The sequence below is a fragment of the Fictibacillus sp. b24 genome, from assembly GCF_030348825.1.
In the GTDB taxonomy this organism is placed as follows: domain Bacteria; phylum Bacillota; class Bacilli; order Bacillales; family Fictibacillaceae; genus Fictibacillus.
In genome coordinates this window covers 464,497-485,118 of the sequence record NZ_JAUCES010000005.1, presented here as the reverse complement: position 1 = coordinate 485,118, position 20,622 = coordinate 464,497, and the positions used below count along the sequence as shown (strand labels likewise).

Annotated in this window: 22 protein-coding genes; 2 read left to right on the top strand and 20 right to left on the bottom strand. The window is 37.5% G+C overall.

Annotated elements, in window-relative coordinates; all coding sequences use genetic code 11:
- Positions 1 to 12 precede the first annotated feature (12 nt).
- The 6 genes from QUF49_RS02600 to QUF49_RS02575 all read right to left on the bottom strand — a co-directional run bounded on the left by QUF49_RS02600 (position 13) and on the right by QUF49_RS02575 (position 3,804).
- A complete protein-coding gene (locus QUF49_RS02600) occupies positions 13 to 1,191 on the bottom strand; it encodes an AAA family ATPase (RefSeq protein WP_289494188.1) in 1,179 nt (392 codons plus the stop codon).
- Positions 1,178 to 1,774 carry an RcpC/CpaB family pilus assembly protein gene (locus QUF49_RS02595; RefSeq protein WP_289494187.1) on the bottom strand — a complete coding sequence of 199 codons (597 nt, stop codon included), beginning with the start codon at positions 1,772 to 1,774 and terminating at the stop codon, positions 1,178 to 1,180. The genes QUF49_RS02600 and QUF49_RS02595 overlap by 14 nt, the downstream gene beginning before the upstream one ends.
- A 35-nt stretch (positions 1,775 to 1,809) precedes the next feature.
- Positions 1,810 to 2,712 carry a pilus assembly protein TadG-related protein gene (locus tag QUF49_RS02590; RefSeq protein WP_289494186.1) on the bottom strand — a complete coding sequence of 301 codons (903 nt, stop codon included), beginning with the start codon at positions 2,710 to 2,712 and terminating at the stop codon, positions 1,810 to 1,812.
- Entirely contained in the window at positions 2,709 to 3,062 is a 354-nt protein-coding gene (locus tag QUF49_RS02585; RefSeq protein WP_289494185.1) for a TadE/TadG family type IV pilus assembly protein, read from the bottom strand. The genes QUF49_RS02590 and QUF49_RS02585 overlap by 4 nt, the downstream gene beginning before the upstream one ends.
- Complete coding sequence (locus QUF49_RS02580; protein ID WP_289494184.1) at positions 3,059 to 3,574, bottom strand: A24 family peptidase; 516 nt, start codon at positions 3,572 to 3,574, stop codon at positions 3,059 to 3,061. Before QUF49_RS02580 ends, QUF49_RS02585 begins: the two co-directional genes overlap by 4 nt.
- A 74-nt stretch (positions 3,575 to 3,648) precedes the next feature.
- Positions 3,649 to 3,804 carry a Flp family type IVb pilin gene (locus tag QUF49_RS02575; protein WP_289494183.1) on the bottom strand — a complete coding sequence of 52 codons (156 nt, stop codon included), beginning with the start codon at positions 3,802 to 3,804 and terminating at the stop codon, positions 3,649 to 3,651.
- A gap of 239 nt (positions 3,805 to 4,043) precedes the next feature.
- Here QUF49_RS02575 and QUF49_RS02570 point away from each other — a divergent pair, with 239 nt between their 5' ends.
- Positions 4,044 to 4,385, top strand: a complete 342-nt coding sequence (locus QUF49_RS02570) for a DUF192 domain-containing protein (RefSeq protein ID WP_289494182.1) — start codon at positions 4,044 to 4,046, stop codon at positions 4,383 to 4,385.
- A 301-nt stretch (positions 4,386 to 4,686) separates the two neighbouring features.
- Here QUF49_RS02570 and QUF49_RS02565 read toward each other — a convergent pair whose 3' ends face one another.
- The 11 genes from QUF49_RS02565 to QUF49_RS02515 all read right to left on the bottom strand — a co-directional run bounded on the left by QUF49_RS02565 (position 4,687) and on the right by QUF49_RS02515 (position 16,214).
- Entirely contained in the window at positions 4,687 to 5,013 is a 327-nt protein-coding gene (locus tag QUF49_RS02565; RefSeq protein ID WP_289494181.1) for a helix-turn-helix domain-containing protein, read from the bottom strand.
- A gap of 54 nt (positions 5,014 to 5,067) precedes the next feature.
- Positions 5,068 to 6,441 carry a sugar transferase gene (locus tag QUF49_RS02560; protein ID WP_289494180.1) on the bottom strand — a complete coding sequence of 458 codons (1,374 nt, stop codon included), beginning with the start codon at positions 6,439 to 6,441 and terminating at the stop codon, positions 5,068 to 5,070.
- A gap of 81 nt (positions 6,442 to 6,522) precedes the next feature.
- The gene (locus tag QUF49_RS02555; RefSeq protein WP_289494179.1) at positions 6,523 to 7,575 is read right to left on the bottom strand and encodes a glycosyltransferase family 4 protein; all 1,053 of its coding nucleotides are present in this window, start codon (positions 7,573 to 7,575) and stop codon (positions 6,523 to 6,525) included.
- Positions 7,572 to 8,807 carry an O-antigen ligase family protein gene (locus QUF49_RS02550; protein ID WP_289494178.1) on the bottom strand — a complete coding sequence of 412 codons (1,236 nt, stop codon included), beginning with the start codon at positions 8,805 to 8,807 and terminating at the stop codon, positions 7,572 to 7,574. Before QUF49_RS02550 ends, QUF49_RS02555 begins: the two co-directional genes overlap by 4 nt.
- The gene (locus QUF49_RS02545) at positions 8,791 to 10,260 is read right to left on the bottom strand and encodes an oligosaccharide flippase family protein (protein WP_289494177.1); all 1,470 of its coding nucleotides are present in this window, start codon (positions 10,258 to 10,260) and stop codon (positions 8,791 to 8,793) included. Before QUF49_RS02545 ends, QUF49_RS02550 begins: the two co-directional genes overlap by 17 nt.
- 8 nt (positions 10,261 to 10,268) lie before the next feature.
- The gene (locus tag QUF49_RS02540; RefSeq protein WP_289494176.1) at positions 10,269 to 10,901 is read right to left on the bottom strand and encodes a CpsD/CapB family tyrosine-protein kinase; all 633 of its coding nucleotides are present in this window, start codon (positions 10,899 to 10,901) and stop codon (positions 10,269 to 10,271) included.
- Entirely contained in the window at positions 10,888 to 11,616 is a 729-nt protein-coding gene (locus tag QUF49_RS02535) for a YveK family protein (protein ID WP_289494175.1), read from the bottom strand. The genes QUF49_RS02540 and QUF49_RS02535 overlap by 14 nt, the downstream gene beginning before the upstream one ends.
- A 52-nt stretch (positions 11,617 to 11,668) precedes the next feature.
- Positions 11,669 to 12,592, bottom strand: a complete 924-nt coding sequence (locus QUF49_RS02530; RefSeq protein WP_289494174.1) for a hypothetical protein — start codon at positions 12,590 to 12,592, stop codon at positions 11,669 to 11,671.
- A gap of 47 nt (positions 12,593 to 12,639) precedes the next feature.
- Positions 12,640 to 13,479: a hypothetical protein gene (locus tag QUF49_RS02525; protein ID WP_289494173.1), complete on the bottom strand. Its 840-nt coding sequence runs from the start codon at positions 13,477 to 13,479 to the stop codon at positions 12,640 to 12,642.
- 126 nt (positions 13,480 to 13,605) lie between these two features.
- Positions 13,606 to 14,985, bottom strand: coding sequence for a sugar phosphate nucleotidyltransferase (locus QUF49_RS02520; RefSeq protein WP_289494172.1), 1,380 nt, complete (start codon positions 14,983 to 14,985; stop codon positions 13,606 to 13,608).
- Positions 14,982 to 16,214: a glycosyltransferase gene (locus QUF49_RS02515; protein WP_289494171.1), complete on the bottom strand. Its 1,233-nt coding sequence runs from the start codon at positions 16,212 to 16,214 to the stop codon at positions 14,982 to 14,984. Before QUF49_RS02515 ends, QUF49_RS02520 begins: the two co-directional genes overlap by 4 nt.
- Before the next feature lie 342 nt (positions 16,215 to 16,556).
- Here QUF49_RS02515 and QUF49_RS02510 point away from each other — a divergent pair, with 342 nt between their 5' ends.
- Positions 16,557 to 16,682 carry an anti-repressor SinI family protein gene (locus QUF49_RS02510; protein ID WP_289494170.1) on the top strand — a complete coding sequence of 42 codons (126 nt, stop codon included), beginning with the start codon at positions 16,557 to 16,559 and terminating at the stop codon, positions 16,680 to 16,682.
- A gap of 133 nt (positions 16,683 to 16,815) precedes the next feature.
- Here the strand turns inward: QUF49_RS02510 and QUF49_RS02505 are convergent, their stop codons facing one another.
- The 3 genes from QUF49_RS02505 to QUF49_RS02495 all read right to left on the bottom strand — a co-directional run bounded on the left by QUF49_RS02505 (position 16,816) and on the right by QUF49_RS02495 (position 20,453).
- Complete coding sequence (locus tag QUF49_RS02505) at positions 16,816 to 18,282, bottom strand: zinc ribbon domain-containing protein (protein WP_289494169.1); 1,467 nt, start codon at positions 18,280 to 18,282, stop codon at positions 16,816 to 16,818.
- A 69-nt stretch (positions 18,283 to 18,351) separates the two neighbouring features.
- Positions 18,352 to 19,758 carry a hypothetical protein gene (locus tag QUF49_RS02500; RefSeq protein ID WP_289494168.1) on the bottom strand — a complete coding sequence of 469 codons (1,407 nt, stop codon included), beginning with the start codon at positions 19,756 to 19,758 and terminating at the stop codon, positions 18,352 to 18,354.
- Positions 19,759 to 19,967: 209 nt separating this feature from the next.
- Positions 19,968 to 20,453: a zinc ribbon domain-containing protein gene (locus tag QUF49_RS02495; RefSeq protein ID WP_289494167.1), complete on the bottom strand. Its 486-nt coding sequence runs from the start codon at positions 20,451 to 20,453 to the stop codon at positions 19,968 to 19,970.
- Positions 20,454 to 20,622 lie beyond the last annotated feature (169 nt).

Sequence of the window (20,622 nt, the reverse complement as noted above, 5' to 3'; positions counted from 1 at the left end):
CCTGTCTTTACACTATCTATTAATCAGTAAGTACTTCTTGCTTCCCGTATTTACTGGGTTACTGTCAGATCCAGAAAGCTGGTTTACTAGCGAAAAGATTGACTTGGCAATAGGTGTTTTGGATTGCGAAAGCACATACGGTATTCCCTCATTTATGGAGGAAACCGCTATGTTTTCTTGATGAGAAATCCCTGCAAAAATAGGCTGTTCCAGAACTTGCTCGATCTTTTTAGTATCCATTCTTTTCTTTGGCATTTCTCGATTGATAATTTTAATATCTGCATTCAACTGAAAAGACTGGAATGTGTCCAATAGCAGCTTCGTTCTTCTTAATGTTGGCAGTTCATTTGTAGTTAGCAGCAAGACATCATCAGATTTTTCTAAGCATGCAAGAAGAATTTCACATAAGTAAGAGGGGGTATCGATAATGACAATGTCAAAGGAAAGTTTTAGTTCATCAATTGCCCGTTTGATATGTTCATCCGAGATCATCTCAAAAAACTCCGGACGTAATGGAGCTGCAAGTATAGAAGCTCCACACACGTGTTTCACCATATATTTATCCAGGGAAAAGTAATTTCGCTCATATCCTTCTTTTACCCATTCGTAAATGGTCTGTTTGGGTTTGATGTCATAGTACATTGCCACATCACCAAACTGGAGGTTCGCATCCAAGATGGCTGTTCGTTTTCCGTTCTTCACAAAGGCTGCGGCAAGGTTTACAGATACTGCTGTACGACCGATGCCACCTTTTGTACTTGAAACAGATATGACTCTGCTATTTTGTTCTATTAAATAAGACGAGTAGTTTTCTTGATTCATTCTGTAGGTCATATATTTTTCTGCTTGTACGATAACGTCCTGTATTTCGTCTATGCTCTGAGGCTGAGTAATCATGTTTGAAGCACCTGCATGCATGGCTTTTTTAATATTTATCATGGTGTCAGGCGGCATTAAAACGATATAAACATATGGAAATTTAATCGAAATCTCTTGGCACAGTTCATAGATGTTGTAAATAACATTTGTCTTCATGAAAAGAACGATACTATCATTCATTTTCAAATAACTGTAAAGATCTTCTGATCGATTAAAACTGACTAGAGCAGATTGTCTTTTTTGAAGCAGCTCTTCTACTAGATTTGCAGGGGCATTCGTATCCGAAAAATAGCACCAATTAATTTTTTTCATTATCATCGGCTCCTTCCTTAATGATTTCTCTCATATGCTTGAGTGGTTCTCCTTTAATTGCTTTATCACTATCGTTACGCAGCATTAGATAGAACCCATCCTTATCAAGGGCAGCTAAGCTTAACTTCAATCCCTCATCAGGTGTAACTTCAACAGTTACCGTCTCATAGCGAAGGGCTTCCTCAGGTCCATCCACTGACTTTCCAGATGTAAGTACTCTAACATTTTGCATAACTAAAACAGATGAACGGTATTCTTTTTTAGCTTTTACATCCTTATGAGTTTCATAAGCGATAATGTCCACATGTGAGTTTGGTTCAACATACCCTGAAACACCCTGTTCAAGCAGGACTTTTAATGAAATCGCCCTTTTCCCATCACTAACCTTGAGGATCTGGTTTTTCATGTCCCGTTTTTCAGGTTCCTTTTTTTCTTCCTTTTTCTCTTTTGGCGATGAATCCGCTTTAATAATAGGTGCTGAGTTTGTTGCTTGTGATTTATCTGAAAACACACCTACATAAGCAACCAGCGCTGCTACCATTCCAAACACCAATGACCAAATCCAAATCCGTTTTGTCTTCATACGATCCTCCTGTAAAAAGAAAAATAAATAAGATATTATTCAACCAACTTCACACCGTATAAACCATAACCAGTTCCACCAGCTGTATCCATTTCACCTGGGGCTAGTGTTTTAATAAATTGTCCGATCACTTTTTTCGGTTCACTCACTTCCTTAACCCAATATGCAGCTAATCCTACAACTGTAACCGTGTCTCTTCCCTGCGCATCAGCCCAAGAGTCAATTACTATGACATAGATTACTCTTTCACATTTGTTGTCAGCTGTGTTCGAACTATGGCAATGAGTCTTGCTTGCATCACGTTCTATTAATTCCTCAAAAGCACTTTTTACAGGACCCCATTTCTGCCCAGGTTCAGTAACTACAGGTTGCCCTGATCCTACACTTACTTCTGAACCATTTAATATGCCATCTGCTAGAGTATTTGCACCACTTCCCTCTAGTGCCAGATATCCGCAATTCCCGTTATGACTACCTGTATTTTCACATTTCAATTCAGTTGCATGTGGAATTTGGCTTTTTTCTATAGCAATCGGGGTAATACGAATTCCTTTTTTTAAAGGTGCAGTCATTGCTTTAGCACTTGCTTTTACAGGTATACTATTGATCCCTATCACTTTTGCAAGTACGGTAGGTACCGTCACTTCTTTTGTAACTTTAATAGAGTTACTCGTTGTTGAAATTGACGTTCCTTCAAGTGAATACGAGTTTTTTAGTGATATATCCTTGGCAACTGTTACCGCGTGTGCCTCGCTTTTCATGACAACCTGTCCCCCGCCAAGCACGGCAGCGTCTAGAGCTTTTTGGAGTGAACTTTTCTCTAAGTAAACCCTTCCGCCATCTGTTACAAGCGCAGCTATTCCAAGTAAAAACACCATCATCAAAGCGACTAGTACAAGGACATTTCCTTTCTCATTTTGTATGAATCTATTCATCATTCAATCCTCATTACCGTTGTATTTGTTAACGTGATGGGGCCTATAACGTTGCTGATAACCGGAGTGAGAAAGCCGATGGGATACACTATAGTAATTTTTGCTTCTCCATTAGCTTTGGAAAAGGATACCTGACTGGAACTTAGGTTAATTCCGGAACCTTTCGATACGGCTACAGAAACGGGATTAGAGTTTCCAATACTCGCAGACCTTGCTGCTTCTCTCCCAGCATGATCGAGCGTAAGGTAAGCGTGGAATATTCTTCCGAAGTCTACGATGCCAAGCAAGAGGAAGAAGAGAACTGGAACGACTAATGCGAATTCGACTAACGACTGACCTTTTTCATTTTTCATGAAAGCCCTCCTCCCCAAACAATTGCGCTGATCGTGCCTAAAACAATTGCGACACCATAGGGGAATGAAATGCTAGAGTAATTGTTTTTTTTTATGATATTGGATCCGATGTTACTTCTTAAAAAAGGAATCATATATATGCTGGATCTAACGGAGTTAATTAGTCCTTTTTGTTTAATTATGAGAAGGATAGATATCCCTCCGCCAATCAGTGCAATAAAAACAAAAGCTTGAAGGGTAAAGTTCATTCCGGTTAATGCTCCGATCGCAGCCATCAACTTTACATCACCCGCTCCCATACCTCCTAATAAAAACGGAACTAAAAGCAGGCCAAAACCTAAAAGAAAACCAAGACCACTATATGCGATGCCACTCATGCCATTTAATATAGAATGGTAGATTAAGCCGAAAAGAATAGCAGGAAACGTAACGATGTTTAATATCTTTCTTTCTTTAATGTCAGTTACGAATGAAATAAGTAATACAGTACTAAGGATTAAATAGATCGTCATATTAAAACCTCAAATCTGTTTTAAAATAAGGAGCCCTACTTTTGGCGTAGGGCTCAGTTTAGTGAAGAAATTTTTTATGGAAGTAGGCCTGTAAATAATGTAGTAATTTCATTTTGAAGTAATACAATTGCTGCTCCTACAACAACTACTACACCAGCCAATAATAATCCATACTCCGCTAACCCTTGTCCTTCTTCTTGCACCATTAGATTCTTCATTTTGTTTAACATGTTATTTCCTCCCTATATTCTCTTATCATTTTTGTTAGCGTTCAATATAAAGTTAAAATCAAGGCATTTTAGTTCTTTATAATGAACAACTTGTACTATTATCATAGTTCTTAATATCTATTTTGTAAACCATTATTTGTTAAAAAATCGGGATAATCTTTCGACAAAATTCACTATAGAGAACAACAGCATTATAGTTTATACTTTAATCATCAGTATTTATAAAGGGGTTGACCTGAATGGTTCATTTTAAAGAACAGTATTTTTATCGAAAGATATCTTATTCTGTTCATGAAGCTAATACTTTTTTTTCACGTCTAAAAGGCCTAATGTTTAAAAAAACCCTACTTGATAACGAAGCTCTTTGGATCAGACCCTGTAATTCCATTCATATGTGTTTTATGTTCTTTCCCATTGATGTCATTTTTCTCGATCAAAATAAACAAATTGTAAAACTGGTAAGCAACCTTCAGCCTTGGAAGTTTATACGTCCTGTTAAAAATGCCTATTCCGTTCTTGAATTGCCGGTTAACACGATAGAGAGATCCAACTTAAAAGTTGGAGAATACTTGGAATTTTAAGGTGTATAATATGTCCTGTTTCGTATGTAATGTTATTTCCCGCTAAAAGACTCGGTTTCCGCAGGATGTGCGGAAAGCCCGTTCGCCGCTTTGCGTCACTGAATAGTCTCACATTACCAATCATCCTGCAGGAGTCTCGCCCACCCTCTCCAATAATCAAAAAAGGTAGTCGAAAACTTCTACACAATCATCTAGAGAAGACCCTATACATAAAACAAGCCCAACCCTATGCTTATAAAGCTTTGGGCTGAGCTTGTTTTATGAGTTAGAGCATATGGTCTTTTTGCTCAACATCCTCCACTCACTTCGTGTAGACATCTCTCTTTAAGTATTGCTTCCAAGACTCATAAGCCAAGAACGATCGTACTTCTTCTTTACTGATGCCTTCGTTCTTCGCTTGAAGGATTAACTCTGTCCATTCAGGGTCTAGCTTATCTTCAGGGTTATTGATCAGAATTTCTACTTTTATTTCTAATGCTTGAGCTAGTTTATTTAAGATATGAATAGATGGATTGCATTCATTGTTCTCTATATTACTCAAGTGCCCTTTCGATATTCCCGCTAATGCAGAAAGGGTTGTTATACTTAATCCTTTATTCAAACGTAAACTTTTTATATGCTCTCCCAACCTTAAATTATCAATAACACTTCCCCCCCTTATGTACCCCTTTTAGCTGTTAAGTTACACTTTGCGTTGTTTGTTTATCTTTAACGAAGGTACGGTTAATTCTTTAGGAGGCGCAAACGAAGATATACGGACTCCTTTCGCCTGATCTCTTTGAAGGATGACTCGTAACGTCTGCAAAAGAATTTTCACATCCAATACCAGAGAGTATTGACGAATATACATAAGGTCATAACGAAGCTTGTCTTCTACAGAAGTGGTATAGTTTCCTAACACTTGAGCAAGTCCTGTAATTCCAGGTTTTACGGAAAACCGTTGTTTATACTGAGGGATTTTATCCTTAAATTGCTGAATGAAGTAATCACGCTCTGGCCGGGGTCCGACGATACTCATCTCCCCTTGCAGAACGTTAAAGAGCTGCGGCAATTCATCTAAACGTGTTGCTCTTATCCACTTGCCAAGTGTTGTGACACGTGGATCATTATCCCTCGCAAGGATAGGGCCCGTTTCCTCCTCCGCATTTTCCTCCATGCTTCTAAATTTATAAACGAAATAGGACTTACCATTTAAGCCGATTCGCTCTTGCAGGAATAACGCGGGACCTTTTGAGGTCAACGGGATGATGACATACAGCAGCAGCATGATCGGACTGCTTACAACTAAGAGGCATGAAGAGATGACGATATCGAATAACCGTTTTAGCGTATGATCTCCCCTTGATAAGGTAGACGGCTGGATGGAATAGACCATCATGTCATGCACCTGCTGAGGCTCGCTTGTTGCTACTAAAAGGTCCGTTAAGTCCGGAATAAACAAGATCTCTTTCTTGGCAGAAGAGAAATAGTCGATGATTTCTTTTTTATGGTGGTCTTTCACGGAGGCACATATTAAAATAACATCCAGGTCACTTTTGTATGCATATAGTTTCTTAAAATCTTTCGATAAAACAAAACCTGATAATTCGAACCATCCGTTTGTGTGGTTCAGTACTTTATCAATTATTGTATTTGTTTCATCAGGGTCGTCCGAAATGACCCAAACCTTTTTTTGCCCCATGTTCCATTGTGATCTGTACCATAACCCAAAACGAAATAAGCTGATTAACACGACTTGGATCATAAAAGTAAACAGAATGAACCCTAGACTGTTTACAAAGAGCTGCGATACATTTAAAAGTGATAAAGCTAAAACAGAATTAATAAGAATGGATTTGATCCGTTTTCTTTTCACGAAAGAATAACAATCGAAAAAGAAAAAGAGTCCGATTGAAGCGAACGAGATGGATAAGACAAAGGTATTGGATGGAAGTAATATTCCATAATCCAAAAAACCATACAGCAAGTTAGCCAACAAAAAACTTGTAAAAACAAGTATGGAATCACCCATTGCCATAATCAGCACATAAAAACGGTCTTTGTAGCCTTCTAACACTTTTACAACTCCTCTCCATTCTACATAGTTCTTTTTAAAATATATAACGTTCTTAATAAAGAACTTTCTCTCAAAAAAAATTTACCCATGTCTGCTGTATTCTTTATAGGTACGATCCACCATCTGATCTAATGAAAATTCACACATCACTTTGGATCTTGCTTTTTGTATAAGCTTTAACTTTAATGATTTATTTTGGTGCAGCTCCTTTATTTTGTTACTGAATGCCCCAATTGAATGATTTGGTATGAGTATGCCCGTCTCGTTGTTTGTGATTGCTTCTTTAATGCCCCCTTTATCGATTGAAATCATTGGAGTACCTACTGCCATTGCTTCCAGAACAACCATTGGAAACACTTCTCTTTTTGAAGTTAAGAGGAGAACATCCATTTCTTTAATAAACTGTTCCGGATGCGAGATGTTTCCTACAAGTCTGACTGTATCCTCCAAATTTAAGTCTTGAATCCTTTTCTTAACGGACTCTTTCGCTGGCCCATCACCTGCTACATAAAATTCAATATTTTTAAATGGTTTAAGTTCATTTGCAATTTCTAAGAATAAATCATGATTTTTTTCTTCTGATATTCTTGCTAAAATTCCAACTTTAAATACAAGCCCCGTTTTTTTGTAATGATACCGAAATTGATTCAAGTCGACCCCATTGTAAATTGTTATTATTTTTTGCTTATGCACTCCTAATCGAATAAGGTTCTCTCTCTCAAAATCGCTGACGGTAATTACCCGAGTGACAAAATAGTTTAATAGAAGAGCAAGCACTGGGGGTGCTTCCCGTTCTAAAATCGTTACATTGTGCTTTGTGTAAACGCAATGAAAAGACCGTAAAATGGTCATTCGAATAAAAAACAACAACAAGACTGCACGCAGACTGTTCGCGTGAATCATCTGAATCTTTTCCTTAAGAATCAGATTACGAACACGCCAAAAATTGTATATCGGATTGGATCGTCTTAATTCCACAAACCGTTCTTTATGTTTAATATGACTGAATAGTTCTCCTGGTGCTGCAGCCGTATAAATTGTAACTTCTTTATCAGGAAGATGATTTTCGAGTTTACAGAAGTACATCTCTGCTCCACCTGTAGTCAGTTTGTCTGTTAATAAAAGAACATTCACAGGGTAACCCCTCCTCTCCATAGATTTGTTGTTTGTTTAGCATGTTCGAGCTCTTCTTGCTGAAAGTAAACAGAAAGAATCGCTAAATACATAAAGAATAGATCATTTATGATGACCGATAAGGACACCATCTGCAGTAAGAAACCGAAAAAGGCTAAGAATAAATACGGCTTCTTTTTATGAACGCTATGTTGAAACAACTGGACAACCGTAAAGAAAAGAAAGAGCAGAAAACAGAATATTCCAATCGCACCTGACTCTGATAAAACTTCTAAAAACGTATTGTGCACTTGTAATGAATCACCGAACTGGTATTGATTATATGGGAGAAAGTTAGATGCCCCTACCCCAAACCATGGACTTTCCGTGAAGTAATGCCATGCCCTGCTCCATAATTCGAACCTGCCGCTCCCACCATCACTCGAAACATCGTGCACTCTGGATTGTATGACACTATAAATATCTAAACGAAAAAATGTTACGGCTATATAAAAGGTAGCAGCTAGAGATAAAAAAGCACCGAACAACAGCTTTGCTTGCTTAATTGGATTGTTTAAGATGACAACATACAGCAAGAAAATAACGACATATGCTACCAACCCTCCTCTTGAAAAAGTGAGCAGACTCGTCAGGACACATAATAGTAAACCGATTTGATTTCTTTTCGTGTTGAGGTTACATAAAAAATACGCAAAAAATAGAGTATTGTAGAATACGAAATAGTTGGGATCAGCAACTAACCCGATTAACCGCGGATATTCACGATCCATGAAAACACCTAAGGAATATATCCCATCACCTTGCATGATAAAGTTCAGCTTCTTTAATCCTAGAAAATAGAGAAATAGACTGCTGATGTTAAAGACGATGCCTGCGTATGAAAGCGAACGTTCAATTCGTTCATCTGTCGAATGTCCCATCAAACTTTTCATTAAGAAGTAACAGCAAAGGTACAATGCGATACCGCAAACAATCCTAAGACTTGCTGAGCCATAAAGAGCGAATATGCCAGATAGACAATAGATTAAATAAAAGAGCAGCATCCCACATTCAAACAACTGGAGCCTCTGGAATTCTATACGAGAAAGGTGAATGGTGAAGAAAAGAACTAAAAAGATCATGTAAGGTTTTAAGGCAAAGCCAAAATCAAGGCTGTATTTGCCTAAAAAAATGAGCAGAATCAACAAAAACAAGGCTATCGAATAGCTTTCGTTTTTATTTATGTATCGCATTTCCCACCTTCTCCCTCACTTTTAGTTTTGTACGTAATTGGTGAAGCAGGATGGACACCTTTCCCTTCATCTCTTTATCAAGGTAGATTAGGAACACTATGCTTAACAGATGGATACTCGCAGCTGTATATGGATGATTGGATAAAGCCATTGTACAAAGTGAAAAAAATAAGCCGAAATAAATCAAATACGGCAAGAGTGTTTGTTGCGCGATTACTTTTTTATTCGGAATAAAGAGCCAAAAACCGATAAGTGCCATGATTTCAACAGCTAGCCCGGCATACGCTCCACCTGTTACACCATAGCTGCGACTTAACAGGATATAGGCTAGGATACCTGCTAAGACGGAAAACAATTGGACTCCTGTTCGAAAACTCTGCCGTCCGCTAGTTGTCAGGCCGTCAGCTAATCCAATCCCAATTGCTTGGAATAAGATTAACAGGGACAATATGCTCACCGCTTCTGAGGCTGGCAGCCAACTTTCTCCAAACAATAGCAAAACCAACTCATCCGAAAGGTAGTAGAGCGGTACTGTAATCACCATGCCAAAGAGTGCCATCATTTTAATAAGCATAACATTTAGTTTCAGATGTTCATGAGCCTCTTTGCTGTGGTAACGGTTAAACATCACTGGTCTGTAAGCTCCCGCAATAATTAATGGCAGCTGTTGCAGTGCCTGTGGTATGCGGTAAGCAACCGCGAACAATCCAACTTCTTTAAGAGTTAACGTTTTCTCCAATATGATAGGACCTAGCTGTGGAGTTATGATAAACAATAACCCGCTGCACATAAACGAAGTGAAATTTTTTAAAAAGCCTGGTAAAAAAGGAAGCTTTAAAACAATACGAACATGGGAGGCGACTAATATCAAAGCAAATACACCGGCCATACAATAGGAAAGTCCATACATCAAGCAGACCATAATGGGAGGTAAGGAAAATAAGATACTTAAGGTAAGTGTACAGATCAGCAATAGCGCTGACAGCATTTTAATAAACCCAATAAACTGCATCTTCTGAATCAATTGAAAGAACATGGTGCCAACACCTTGCAGGGCTAACCCGATTACCATAGGTATTGATAAAAAATACGCGACCTTTATTAACTCTTGGTTTAAGTGATAGAAAAAATAAATAAAACATGAGCCGCCTAAAATGGTAATCAAAAGCAGAAGCGTTCTAACTTTTATATAAGAAGCTAAAATTGTACTTAAATCTGCATCTTTTTTTGAACCTTCTCGTATTGCGATCTCCGTTAGACCCGCATCCGTAAAGTACCCCATCACCATAGCTGAAGCTAACGCAACACTAAACATACCGTAATGATAGGCTTGTAGATAAGAAGCTAAATAGATTAGAACAAGCGCATTCAGAAAACTAGCGGCTGCCGTACTATAAAACAAGTGAAAGATGTTTTTTGTAATGGAATTAGGTCTAAATTCATTCATGTTCATGCACCTTTCTATCTCGTTTGATAGATGACACCAAGTATCGGTTTATTAGACCGTTCAATCTGCAGCTTCGCGTCGCCAGCATCTTTCCGTTTCGTTTTGCCTGATTGAACGACAAGCAGAACGCCATCGCAATGATTGACCAGCACTTGAGCATCTGATAGTTCTAAATAGCTAGGAGCATGAAATAAAACAAGATCAAACTTCTCTTTCCAGTTGCCTATAGCATATTGAATCTTTTTACTAATCCATAAATCGATTGGCGTATTAAATAGATTGCCCGCTGTCAAAATAGATAATCTATTGATATAGTCAGTACGAGCATGTGTAAATACATTGTCACCATGCAAAATGACATCTAAGAAACCTTTTGAATTAGGCAGGTTAAAATACGTATGCATTGTCGGATTTCTTAAATTAGCATCTACTAACAAAACTTTTTTTCCGTGTTCTGCAAAAGAGATTGCCAATTGAGAAGAAATAGAAACGTGTGGAGACACCCCTTTTGGTGAAGTGATCAGAAGAACATGAGCTTGATCATCTTCTATTTGTTTTTCAATATTACTTCTTAGAATTTTCACCTGCTCTTCAATTTTGCTAACTTTAGCAAAGAAAGAAGAACGTTCTCTATTAACCCCTAGCACTTAAATCACCTCTTTGCTTCATTATTGGCCGGTATGCTATCAACTTTTTTTGATTTTTCTTAACATGAACTATTCCTAAAACTGGAAGCCCTAACAGTTGTTCTACCTCAGATTCATCTTTGATCGAGTTATCAAGGTATTCTCTTACCATTCCTAAAACGATTCCTAAAAATAATCCTACAAACATACCTATGGCAATGTTAAATAAGGGGTCTCCAACTTTTTTAACTGAGATATCCGTTTCTGATTTGCTCACTATTTTTAAATTTTTAACATTTAATATTTCATTTAACTTTTGAACTGAAACATTCCCAACGGCATATGCCATTTGTTTTGATCGTTCAGGATCTGATCCTTTGATGACAATGTGAATAATCTGGGAATCCTTATTGTTTTGTACAGATATCTTTTCCTCTAACTCTTTAAGGGTATCTTGATTGCCTAGCTCAGCCCTTACAGCATTAAGGACAATGGGGCTTTTGATTAAATCAACGGCGGATGCCAATATTCGAATGAGTTCCTGATTTTCTGTATAATTGTTCTCGTTCTGTTCTTTACCTACAACGATATATTCCGTCGCTTCGTATGATGATTTTACAAAATAGATAGAGGCTATCACGGCAATAGAAGTAATAAACAAGGTGGTTACTATTATCGTAACCGCTCTATGTTTCAATATTTGAATAAATCTTTGTAAGTCTATTCTCTGTTCCATCATTAACCTCCTTAAGTTTGTTCTAAATAAAGAACGTATTGTCCAAAAAAAATTACTCTGTATAGCTATTTAAAACTCCTTCATCTTCAATAGAAAAAACATCGACATTCATATCCATTTTGTTATTTGCAGATTCTTGAGTAAAGTGGACAACACGTTTTTGATCGCTTAACAGTTGCTGATCCCATACCATTCCTTGAAACGTATTGTATGACCCGCTTACTTTCATGATTGTTTTAGAAATCTTAGATAGTTGGATTTGCAGCCCAGTAAACTGATTGCCTGAACTTTCATTCGGAATTGTTACAGATGAATTGATAACAATAAAACTTACACAATCATCTAATGTCATATTTACAAAACGATTTCCGTTAATCCAACTCTGCCCTTCTTTTTTTTCGTCCACCTTCATTTTAATTCCCGTATTAAAGCCCGCTGTTTTAATGTCTGTAAAATTTACAAAGCTTATAAAATTCTCTTTACCTTTTGCATAAAGGGAAATCGCTGTCCCTTTATGTGAGCCGCTTGAATTAATGATGGATAGATTGTGAACGGCAGTTCGTTCCCACGACCAAAATTGATGCTTTCCATCTAAATAAATGACTTCTGATTTAAAGTTTGGATCGACCACTTCTATGATTCCATTTATAATTGAGGCATTTTTTTCAAGTTGGATTGCTCTAAAGTTCCCATCGATGAGTAGTTTAGTATTATGTCCGAGCTCTAAGGTTACCCCTTCTCTTATAATGAGGCCTGATCGGATCACATAGCGTTTGTTGCCTGGTAGCTTAACCAATCCTCCTTTATTTTTGTAACTTTCATTAATTGCTTGTTGAATAACTTTAGCATCATCTTTCGCATCTTCCCCATAGCTCTCCAAACTCATCGCCTCGTTGTACATTTTTTGAACGACTAGCGTCAGTGCAGTTGCTAGGAGAGCTGAGATCAAACATGCGGCTGCCATTTTTTTAAACATGTAGACCCCCAATTAAAAAACTCCAAGTGATTGGAGTTTCTAACTATTTACTTTACATTAAACCTTCCTTTATCTGCGATGCGAGATGCTGGTATGCTTCTGATGCTTATTTTGTTATAAGAGCTTTGGGAAGTGAATTCTACTAGTGTATTATTTTTTACTAGTGATAGATCCCATGCCATACCATAAAATTCATTGTACTGGCCAGATATGGTAAACAATTTAACAGTTTTAGCAGATGGCTGTATTTGCATGTTCGTAAAAAAATTCCCGCTGCATTCATTAGGAATACTTTCACTCGAGATAAATATGATTCCTTGCACACAATCGTCAATAGACACATCGGTAAAACGATTTGCATTGATCCAGCTATACCCTGTAGCTGGTTTAACGCTTTGTAATCGAATGGCTGTATTTAATCCGGCAATATTTATATTCTCGAAATTCACAAATGAGATCTCGTGACCTGTTCCGTTCGAGTAAAGGTGCAATCCAGTTCCTTTGTAACTGCCGCTCCAGTTCACAATATTAATATCCTTGATCTTGGTTTTATTCCACGTGTTGTAATACTTATATTTTCCGTCAAGGTAGATAACCTGCGAATTGAAGTTAACATCATCAATCGCAATATAAGCACCTTCTAAGGACGCATTTCTTTGCAGTTCCAACACTCGGAAATTACCACGGATCACAAAGCGAGAGGCATAACCAAACAGCAATTTAACGCCTTGCTTAATTACAACCTTGGCTGTAATCACATAATCTCGATCTGAGAGAAGAACGGTTTTGGAACCTTTATTAGCAAAAGCATAATCAATGGCCGCCTGAACGATTGCTGCATCATTCGCGCCTTTAAAGTTATCCGCTAGGATTGTCATGACTATCATACCTTTCCTAACAAGCTTTTCTGCTTGTTATTCTACTAAAATCCCGCCTCTTCCAAAGGATAAGACAAGCTTAATAGATACTATAAGATATGAAGTCAACCGTTAAACTGCCACCTTTTCTATCGATTAAATTGCATTAGAGGTCTTATGTGCTAGAGTCTCGAGCTCATGCCAGTTTCTGTATAGACTTAATTTGTCTTCTTCCATTAATTTTGGACCCGTTTGTATTTCTATGATCTCTAGATCTGTTGTTGCTTTTATACTGTGTTTGGCGTTGGGGGGAATCTCCAGTACTTCTCCTGCACTCACTCTTTTAATAGCTCCATTTAGAGCAAATTCTCCGGTACCTTTAATGATGGTCCATACTTCATGTCGAAGAAAGTGTGTGTGATAACTTAAGTTCTTTCCTTTATGGATCACTAACCTTTTTGTAAGTACTTCATGGTGTTCATCAATTGCTGCATGTTCTAACACTTTATACCAGCCCCATCTCCGTTCTTCATACATAGGTCTTTGATGAGTACTTGAATTGTAGTTTTTTATTAAAGGACTTTTCTCTTTATCAGAGACGAGGATGCCGTCAGGGCTTGCTGCCACGATTAAATTCGTACCACCGATTACTGTAATCGGAATTTCCAACTCATTGATTAGGTGGGTATTTACAGAATCATCGCTAATAGTTCCTTTCCCTAATAAGTTCCTGCTCATCTCATCAGTTAATGTATTCCAGGTACCAAGATCTTTCCAATACCCATCGTATTTTAAAACAATCACGTTCCTTTCCTTTTCTATCACTGCATAGTCCATGCTGTCTTTAGGAAGAACAGAATAGTTTTCTAGCAACTCTTCATAATCAGTCGGGATATCCATGTTGCGTAATAGCGATAGAATATAACCTAATTTAAAGGCAAAAACACCGCAATTCCATAGACCGCCTTGACTTATGAATTCTTCAGCTAAGATCTGTGTTGGTTTTTCCTTAAAATGCAGTACTTTTTTCCAGATAACATCCTCTTCATCCTGCGGGATGATGTAGCCGTACTTTTCAGATGGAAACGTTGGCTGCACACCCATTAGAGCAATGTTTGCATCAGATTGCTGAAGAGCTTTTTCAAGTTCTTTTACTTTATTAAAAAATTGATTTTCTACATAAGGGTCAACAGGTAAAACAACGATCACTTCATTGGGATCGATATTTAGCTGTGAATAGAGATAAGAAGCAGCTAAACAAACCGCCGGAAATGTGTCTCGCCGCTCAGGCTCAACAATAATACCGTCTGTAAATTTCAGCTGATTCGAGATCATATCCACTTGTGAAATGCTGGTGGATATGAGAGTAGAGTCTGCAAGATCCGCTTCCTTCAATTGACTCCATACACGCTGAATCATAGATTGGCTTTCGTTGTTCTCATCTTTTAACACTTTTAAAAACTGCTTCGATCGCGCATTATTTGATAATGGCCATAACCGTTTTCCAGACCCTCCAGATAGAAGAACTATTTTCATCGTGTCACCTCAATCTTTATTTGAGTTTGTGATGAACGGTTTTGTTTATTTGCATGATTCTCAATGGTCTTATTATAAAACTCTGCTAATTGAGCACTTAAATGACCCCATTGGTAGTTTTTCTCTACAAACGTTCTTGCTTCGTGCCGAATATTGTTTAACTGGTATCCGTCAGAAAGCAATTGAACGATAGCTTCAGCAAATTTTTCATCTTGATCTCTGACAATAATACTTTGACCTTCTTTCGCTTTGATCGGATCATTGACGATTGAAGTCGTAATAACAGGTATACCGCATGACATCGCTTCTAACACTTTGTTCTGCAAGCCTGCACCCGATTTTAAAGGACAAACGAACAGTTTAGCATTCCAAAGATATTCTCGGACATCGACTACTTCCCCCGTTACAATAATATTTTCATGTTCTTCACAGAGTCGTAAAAGATCTTTTGTTGGATTACGACCAACTATATAGAATGTAAAATCTTCTCTTTGTTTTTTGATAAGAGGATAGATGTGTTTGATAAAATACTTAACACCTTCCCGGTTTGGAGCGTAACTCATATTTCCAACAAAAACTAAGTTATTCTCATTTGTTAACTGTTGTTGAAAGGAAAAATATTTAAGGTCTACTCCGTTTGCAATCGTAGTTAATGTACTGCGATTCATAGAAACGTTATTCTTATCGACCTCCGAGATGAAAATTCCCCCGTCATAAAGTGAACTCGCCTGCTGTTCCATCTTGTGCACGTTTTTTGCTTCCCACTGGATGAAAGGATTTGCAAGCGATTTTTTCATATTTATGGACCGATTAAGATTTAAAGAAATGGAATCGACAAAGTCTATTACGTTAGGCAAGTGATTAATAGAAGATTGATAGGGAAGTAAACGAACGAGTTGATGATGAACAATATCATAGTTATTATCTGATGCAGCGTGTCTTATCTCTTGCAGAAGTTCATCAGAATAGTAGAGTGATGTTTGTAACGGCCAGCCTTTAAACAACCCAAAGACGATGTTTTTTAAAGCTTCTGTTTTGCTAAAAGGGACCACTGTTACCTTGGTGCACAGTTGTTGAAGTTGATAAGGAATAGACGCTTCAGTTCCAAAGGAGATAAGATGAACTTCATGACCTAAAGACTTTAAACCTATTAACTGGTTATAAGCTCTCAATTGATCTCCCTTTTTTGGTGGATAAGGCATTCTAGGTGAAACGTATAAGATCTTCAAAAAATCACCTGCCGTTGTTTTTTATAATGGTTTTTATGTTCACTAAAAAGAACACTTTTATTGATTATAGAAGGTACTTCACTTTATTGCAAGATTTTTGAACACACTTATATTCATTTTTGAGAACATACGTCTTAAATGCCCGTCTGATAAGTTAATAGAAATTAGAGAAAGAAAATTAATAGATAATTTTTTTTCTCCTATTTTTTGACAACCTTTTCATAGGTTTCTGTTTTATAATCAAATACAATATTACCTTCTGACAAAAACCAATGGAGTTTAAGCCTTAAGCTAAGCTGGACAAGTAACCTAAATAATAAGCTTAAATGGAGGGATATTTAAGTGGAGAACACCTTGTCGCTGGATCAAGAGTGGGTTGAATTGATACTAGAAGCAAAAAACCAAGGGTATACGAAGGAAGAAATAAAAGATTTTTTAAGGGGTCTGACCCCAAACAATTACAAATGAGACTGTTTTGTACGTATGGGACGAACACTATTGTCTTGCAGTATGGTCATTTCAATACCTCCCTCTTCATGCACGCACAGCCACACATACAAAACCCTTGAATGATCAATATTCATTCAAGGGTTTTGTGTCATTAATATTCTTCTAATTCTTCTGTACTGATTAACTTGTGTACGCGATAATTCCCGCCATAATAAACAAGCTCATAGTTGCTGATAAACTTTTTGTACTTCGATGTTCCATCTTTATAATAAATTTCATATTCTTCCAGCGTGGTTACTTTTACCGTATTTTGATCGACTGGCTCTATATCTCCTACTTCAAGGGATAGAAATTCTTCGGTTATTCCTTTTTCGTTCGTGTATACAATATATTTCTTTAATTCTTCATAAGCAGGACCGTTCGGATTAAGAAAATTTTGTACGATTGAAAAATCATTATTATTGATAGCTGCCACTGAATATGCGACATATTCTTGCATAAATGTTGTGAAGTAGTCGTCATCCCATACATCTACAACCGGCTTTTCTTCCTCTTCCTCTTCCTCTTCCTCTTCCTCTTCCTCAGGCTGTGGTACCAGCTCTGGTGCTGGTTCCGGTTCTTTGTAGTCTATGTCCAGATTAATATCATAATCGCTAGTAATCGTTACTTCCCGGCTTTTCATTGTACCCGTTTCAAATTCTTTTTCTGCATGAACGGTAATAGAGCCATTAGTGGACATTGGTCCCACGTCATATGCTTCTTCTATCAACATGCCGCTATCTTTTCCATTAATAAAAAGACGTGCGTCATCATAGTTGGAGGAGAAGGTAATGTATTTTCCTTCTAACGTTAGATCGGCCTGTAATACTTGATTTTCTGCCTTTGAAAAATCCAACTTCACTTTTTCTTCCAATGTACTGTACTTTCCTTTGTAAACGACTTTTATCTCATGCTCACCTGGGAGAATGGATGGAATGTTAAGGTATTCGTCTTTCATTACGGTTCCTCTGCTATCTCCATTAAGATAGACAATAGAGTCGTCAAAGTTTGAAGCCACTTTCACCTTATAAGCTTTTGCTTCTATTACATATCTATCAAATATGAACCACGTTTTACCGTCTTTTCTTATATGGAATAGCTCGTTTTTAAACTTCTCATTGTTTGTTGATGTGCTATTCTCGAGATTTTCTCCCTGCTTTTTGAGTTCATTAATCGAATCGGAAAAAAGTTTATTGTTTTTGTTTAAATAATCCATATAGGTTTTTGTTGTTTCTATATCTAGATTCACATCTGTTTGACCGAGGTTAATCGCTTGCATGACACGCTCAACGTCATTATTTTCTACAGCATGAACAAATTCCGCAATAACCGCTTCTGGCCCAGTTTGTTTTTTGCCAAACAGATAACCCCCGTATCCGCTCATCATTAGAAATAACACGACTATAACGAGGATATACATTCCTTTTTTCTTCTTATTTGCTTTTTTCTCAGGAGTCCTACCCTTATTTTCAACTCTTAATTCCACATGTTTCTGCTCTACAGCATGCTTCGTTCCACATTCTGAACAGAATTCTTGGTCCATGCTTAACTGATGTCCGCATTCTATGCAAAACTTCATACTTATCCTCTCTTTCTTTTCCCAACAAAACAAACGAACTATTTTAAAGTTCGCTTGTTTCCTGAGCGATTAAGTTTGCTTCAGTCTTGCAAGATAACCACCCGCATATGCTAATACTGTTGCTAGGATGAAACTAAACACAAAGGCCGGTATGATATTAAACCCTATAAACAGTTCCATCTTCCCCATATCAAATTCTGCATCGGCTGATACAGCTGCTCCAATCTTTGTGATCGCTACGAAAAACGATAGCAAGAGAGAGTATGTGAAACTAAAAATTAGGATATTTCTCATATTCATGCCAGATTGCAGTGCTATTCTGTACCCTGCATATATAAAAAGCACGACCAAAATAACGATGCTTGGATATAGCACGGTCTCAATATTTATCACTTCATCAAAAAAACTTTGAATGATATTAATCGCTGGTGAACCGGAAGCCTTTTCATCTAATCCGCCTAATAGCGAATAATTCATGGAAAATTCTTCACCATCACCAGACACTTGCAGCAATAAGCTTGGAAAGTTAAGCAGATTCCACATATACAAACCTGCTTGTGCGCAAAAGACTATGAGTATCCCCCATTGAATATTTTCAAGGTCGTCAGTTTTCACAAGCGCTGCTATTAGTGCAACCACACCCATGATCACTACGCCGCGAAAGAACGTCCCAATTCCTTGATGAATGGATTCACCATAACGGTATGAATGGGATAGATTTCCGAAGCTTTTAAAAGACCCTGGCTGAACAAGTGCGCCTAATCCTGCAAAAAGGGTACCAAGCACAAACCCATTAACAAGTGCACCAAGGAAAGAATAGTTATTATCAATTTCAATTGCTATCTTCGCAAACTCCTCGTCGATCTTTGCATCATAAGAAAAGCCGCTAAATAGTGTAGCTAATGCCAATAGAAGTCCGTATACTGCACCTAGGATGGCTGCGGCTTTTAATCGCTGTGATATCGTATCGGCTGCATTTTTTTTAGCATAAAACAAACCTCCTGCAAACAGAGCAAGAAATGGAACGATCAATAGGATGAAAGTGCCTGTCGCTGTTTTAATATTCATGCCTACATCAAATTCATCGTCCTCAAAGCCACTGCTGCCTTCTACACTTGCAGAAACCTTTGAGTCTACCATGTTCGACAATAGCACGTAATCGGATGCACCGATAAAAGGATCTGGTTTAGTCACATCTGTTTCATTCTCTAGCTCTTCAAAAACACTATCTAAACTATAGGAGTTAATCCCTTCACTTTTTAGGAACTCGTTTATTTGATCAGAAGCGATTTGATTAAGTAGCACTGAAAACGCAATCAAAATTAGGAATGATAAAAATGCTCCGAGTGCTGCAGTTTTTACTTGTTTTGAATGGACCACAGCAGTTGTTTTTTTATCTTTAATTCTGGAAAGTCCTATCGAATTTATGACATTTTCTGCTGATTGAACCATGTCTTTTTTATATGTAAATCTCAATTGGTTCTTTCCGCATGAATGACAATAATTTGAGGAAGATTGCCCTGATGCACCACATGAGGAACAGTAGCTCGAGTTCTTTTTTGTAAGTGAACCATTCTTATTTTTTGCACGATGCAACTTGACACCATCTTTAATGCAATAATTAATAGCATCATTGTTTAGATGACCACAGCTGTTGCAATACATTCTGATTCCTCCTTCTGCTATCAAATCTTATTGCCGCAGCACCCACAATAATGCGAATCGCCTGGATTCAACTCTTTACACGTATCACACTTAAGCGTGTAATCATCCTGTTGGTCTTTGTTACGACTTTCTACTTTCTGTCCACATCCTCCACAAAACTTGGCATTTGCATTTAAGTGTACCCCGCATTCACATGTAAGGTCGGTTTCCGTTTTGGCATTCATCTCATTTATGGTTTTGTTGGTTTCATACATTAGACGATCTTGGTCAAGAATAGCCTGGGCTAAGCCTGTTAAACCTGCAAGAGTAATTTCTTCTTTTCTCAGCAATTCATATGTTTGTTCACCAAGAGCAACAATTAACTCAAGACGTTTGGCAGCTGCTTCTGCAGAATTTTTCTTTAACTGTGCAACCTCCTGCGCTGTTGCAAGCTTTTGTTTCCCTTGTTGTAAACTTCCTTGGATTTTAGTAAGTCCATCCCCTATTTTCGCTTGTAAATCGGACATAAAAATCCTCCCCTTTCCATTGTTTCACCGACTTTACATGGGTCGGTAGATTTTAACCAAGACTTTAGTATGATTATGTATTAAGTTGGTAAAAAATGTATGAAAATTCTTATGCGAAAAGTGTCAAGATGTGGCTCACTATATGTCAGCGTAAGACAAAATTAAAAAA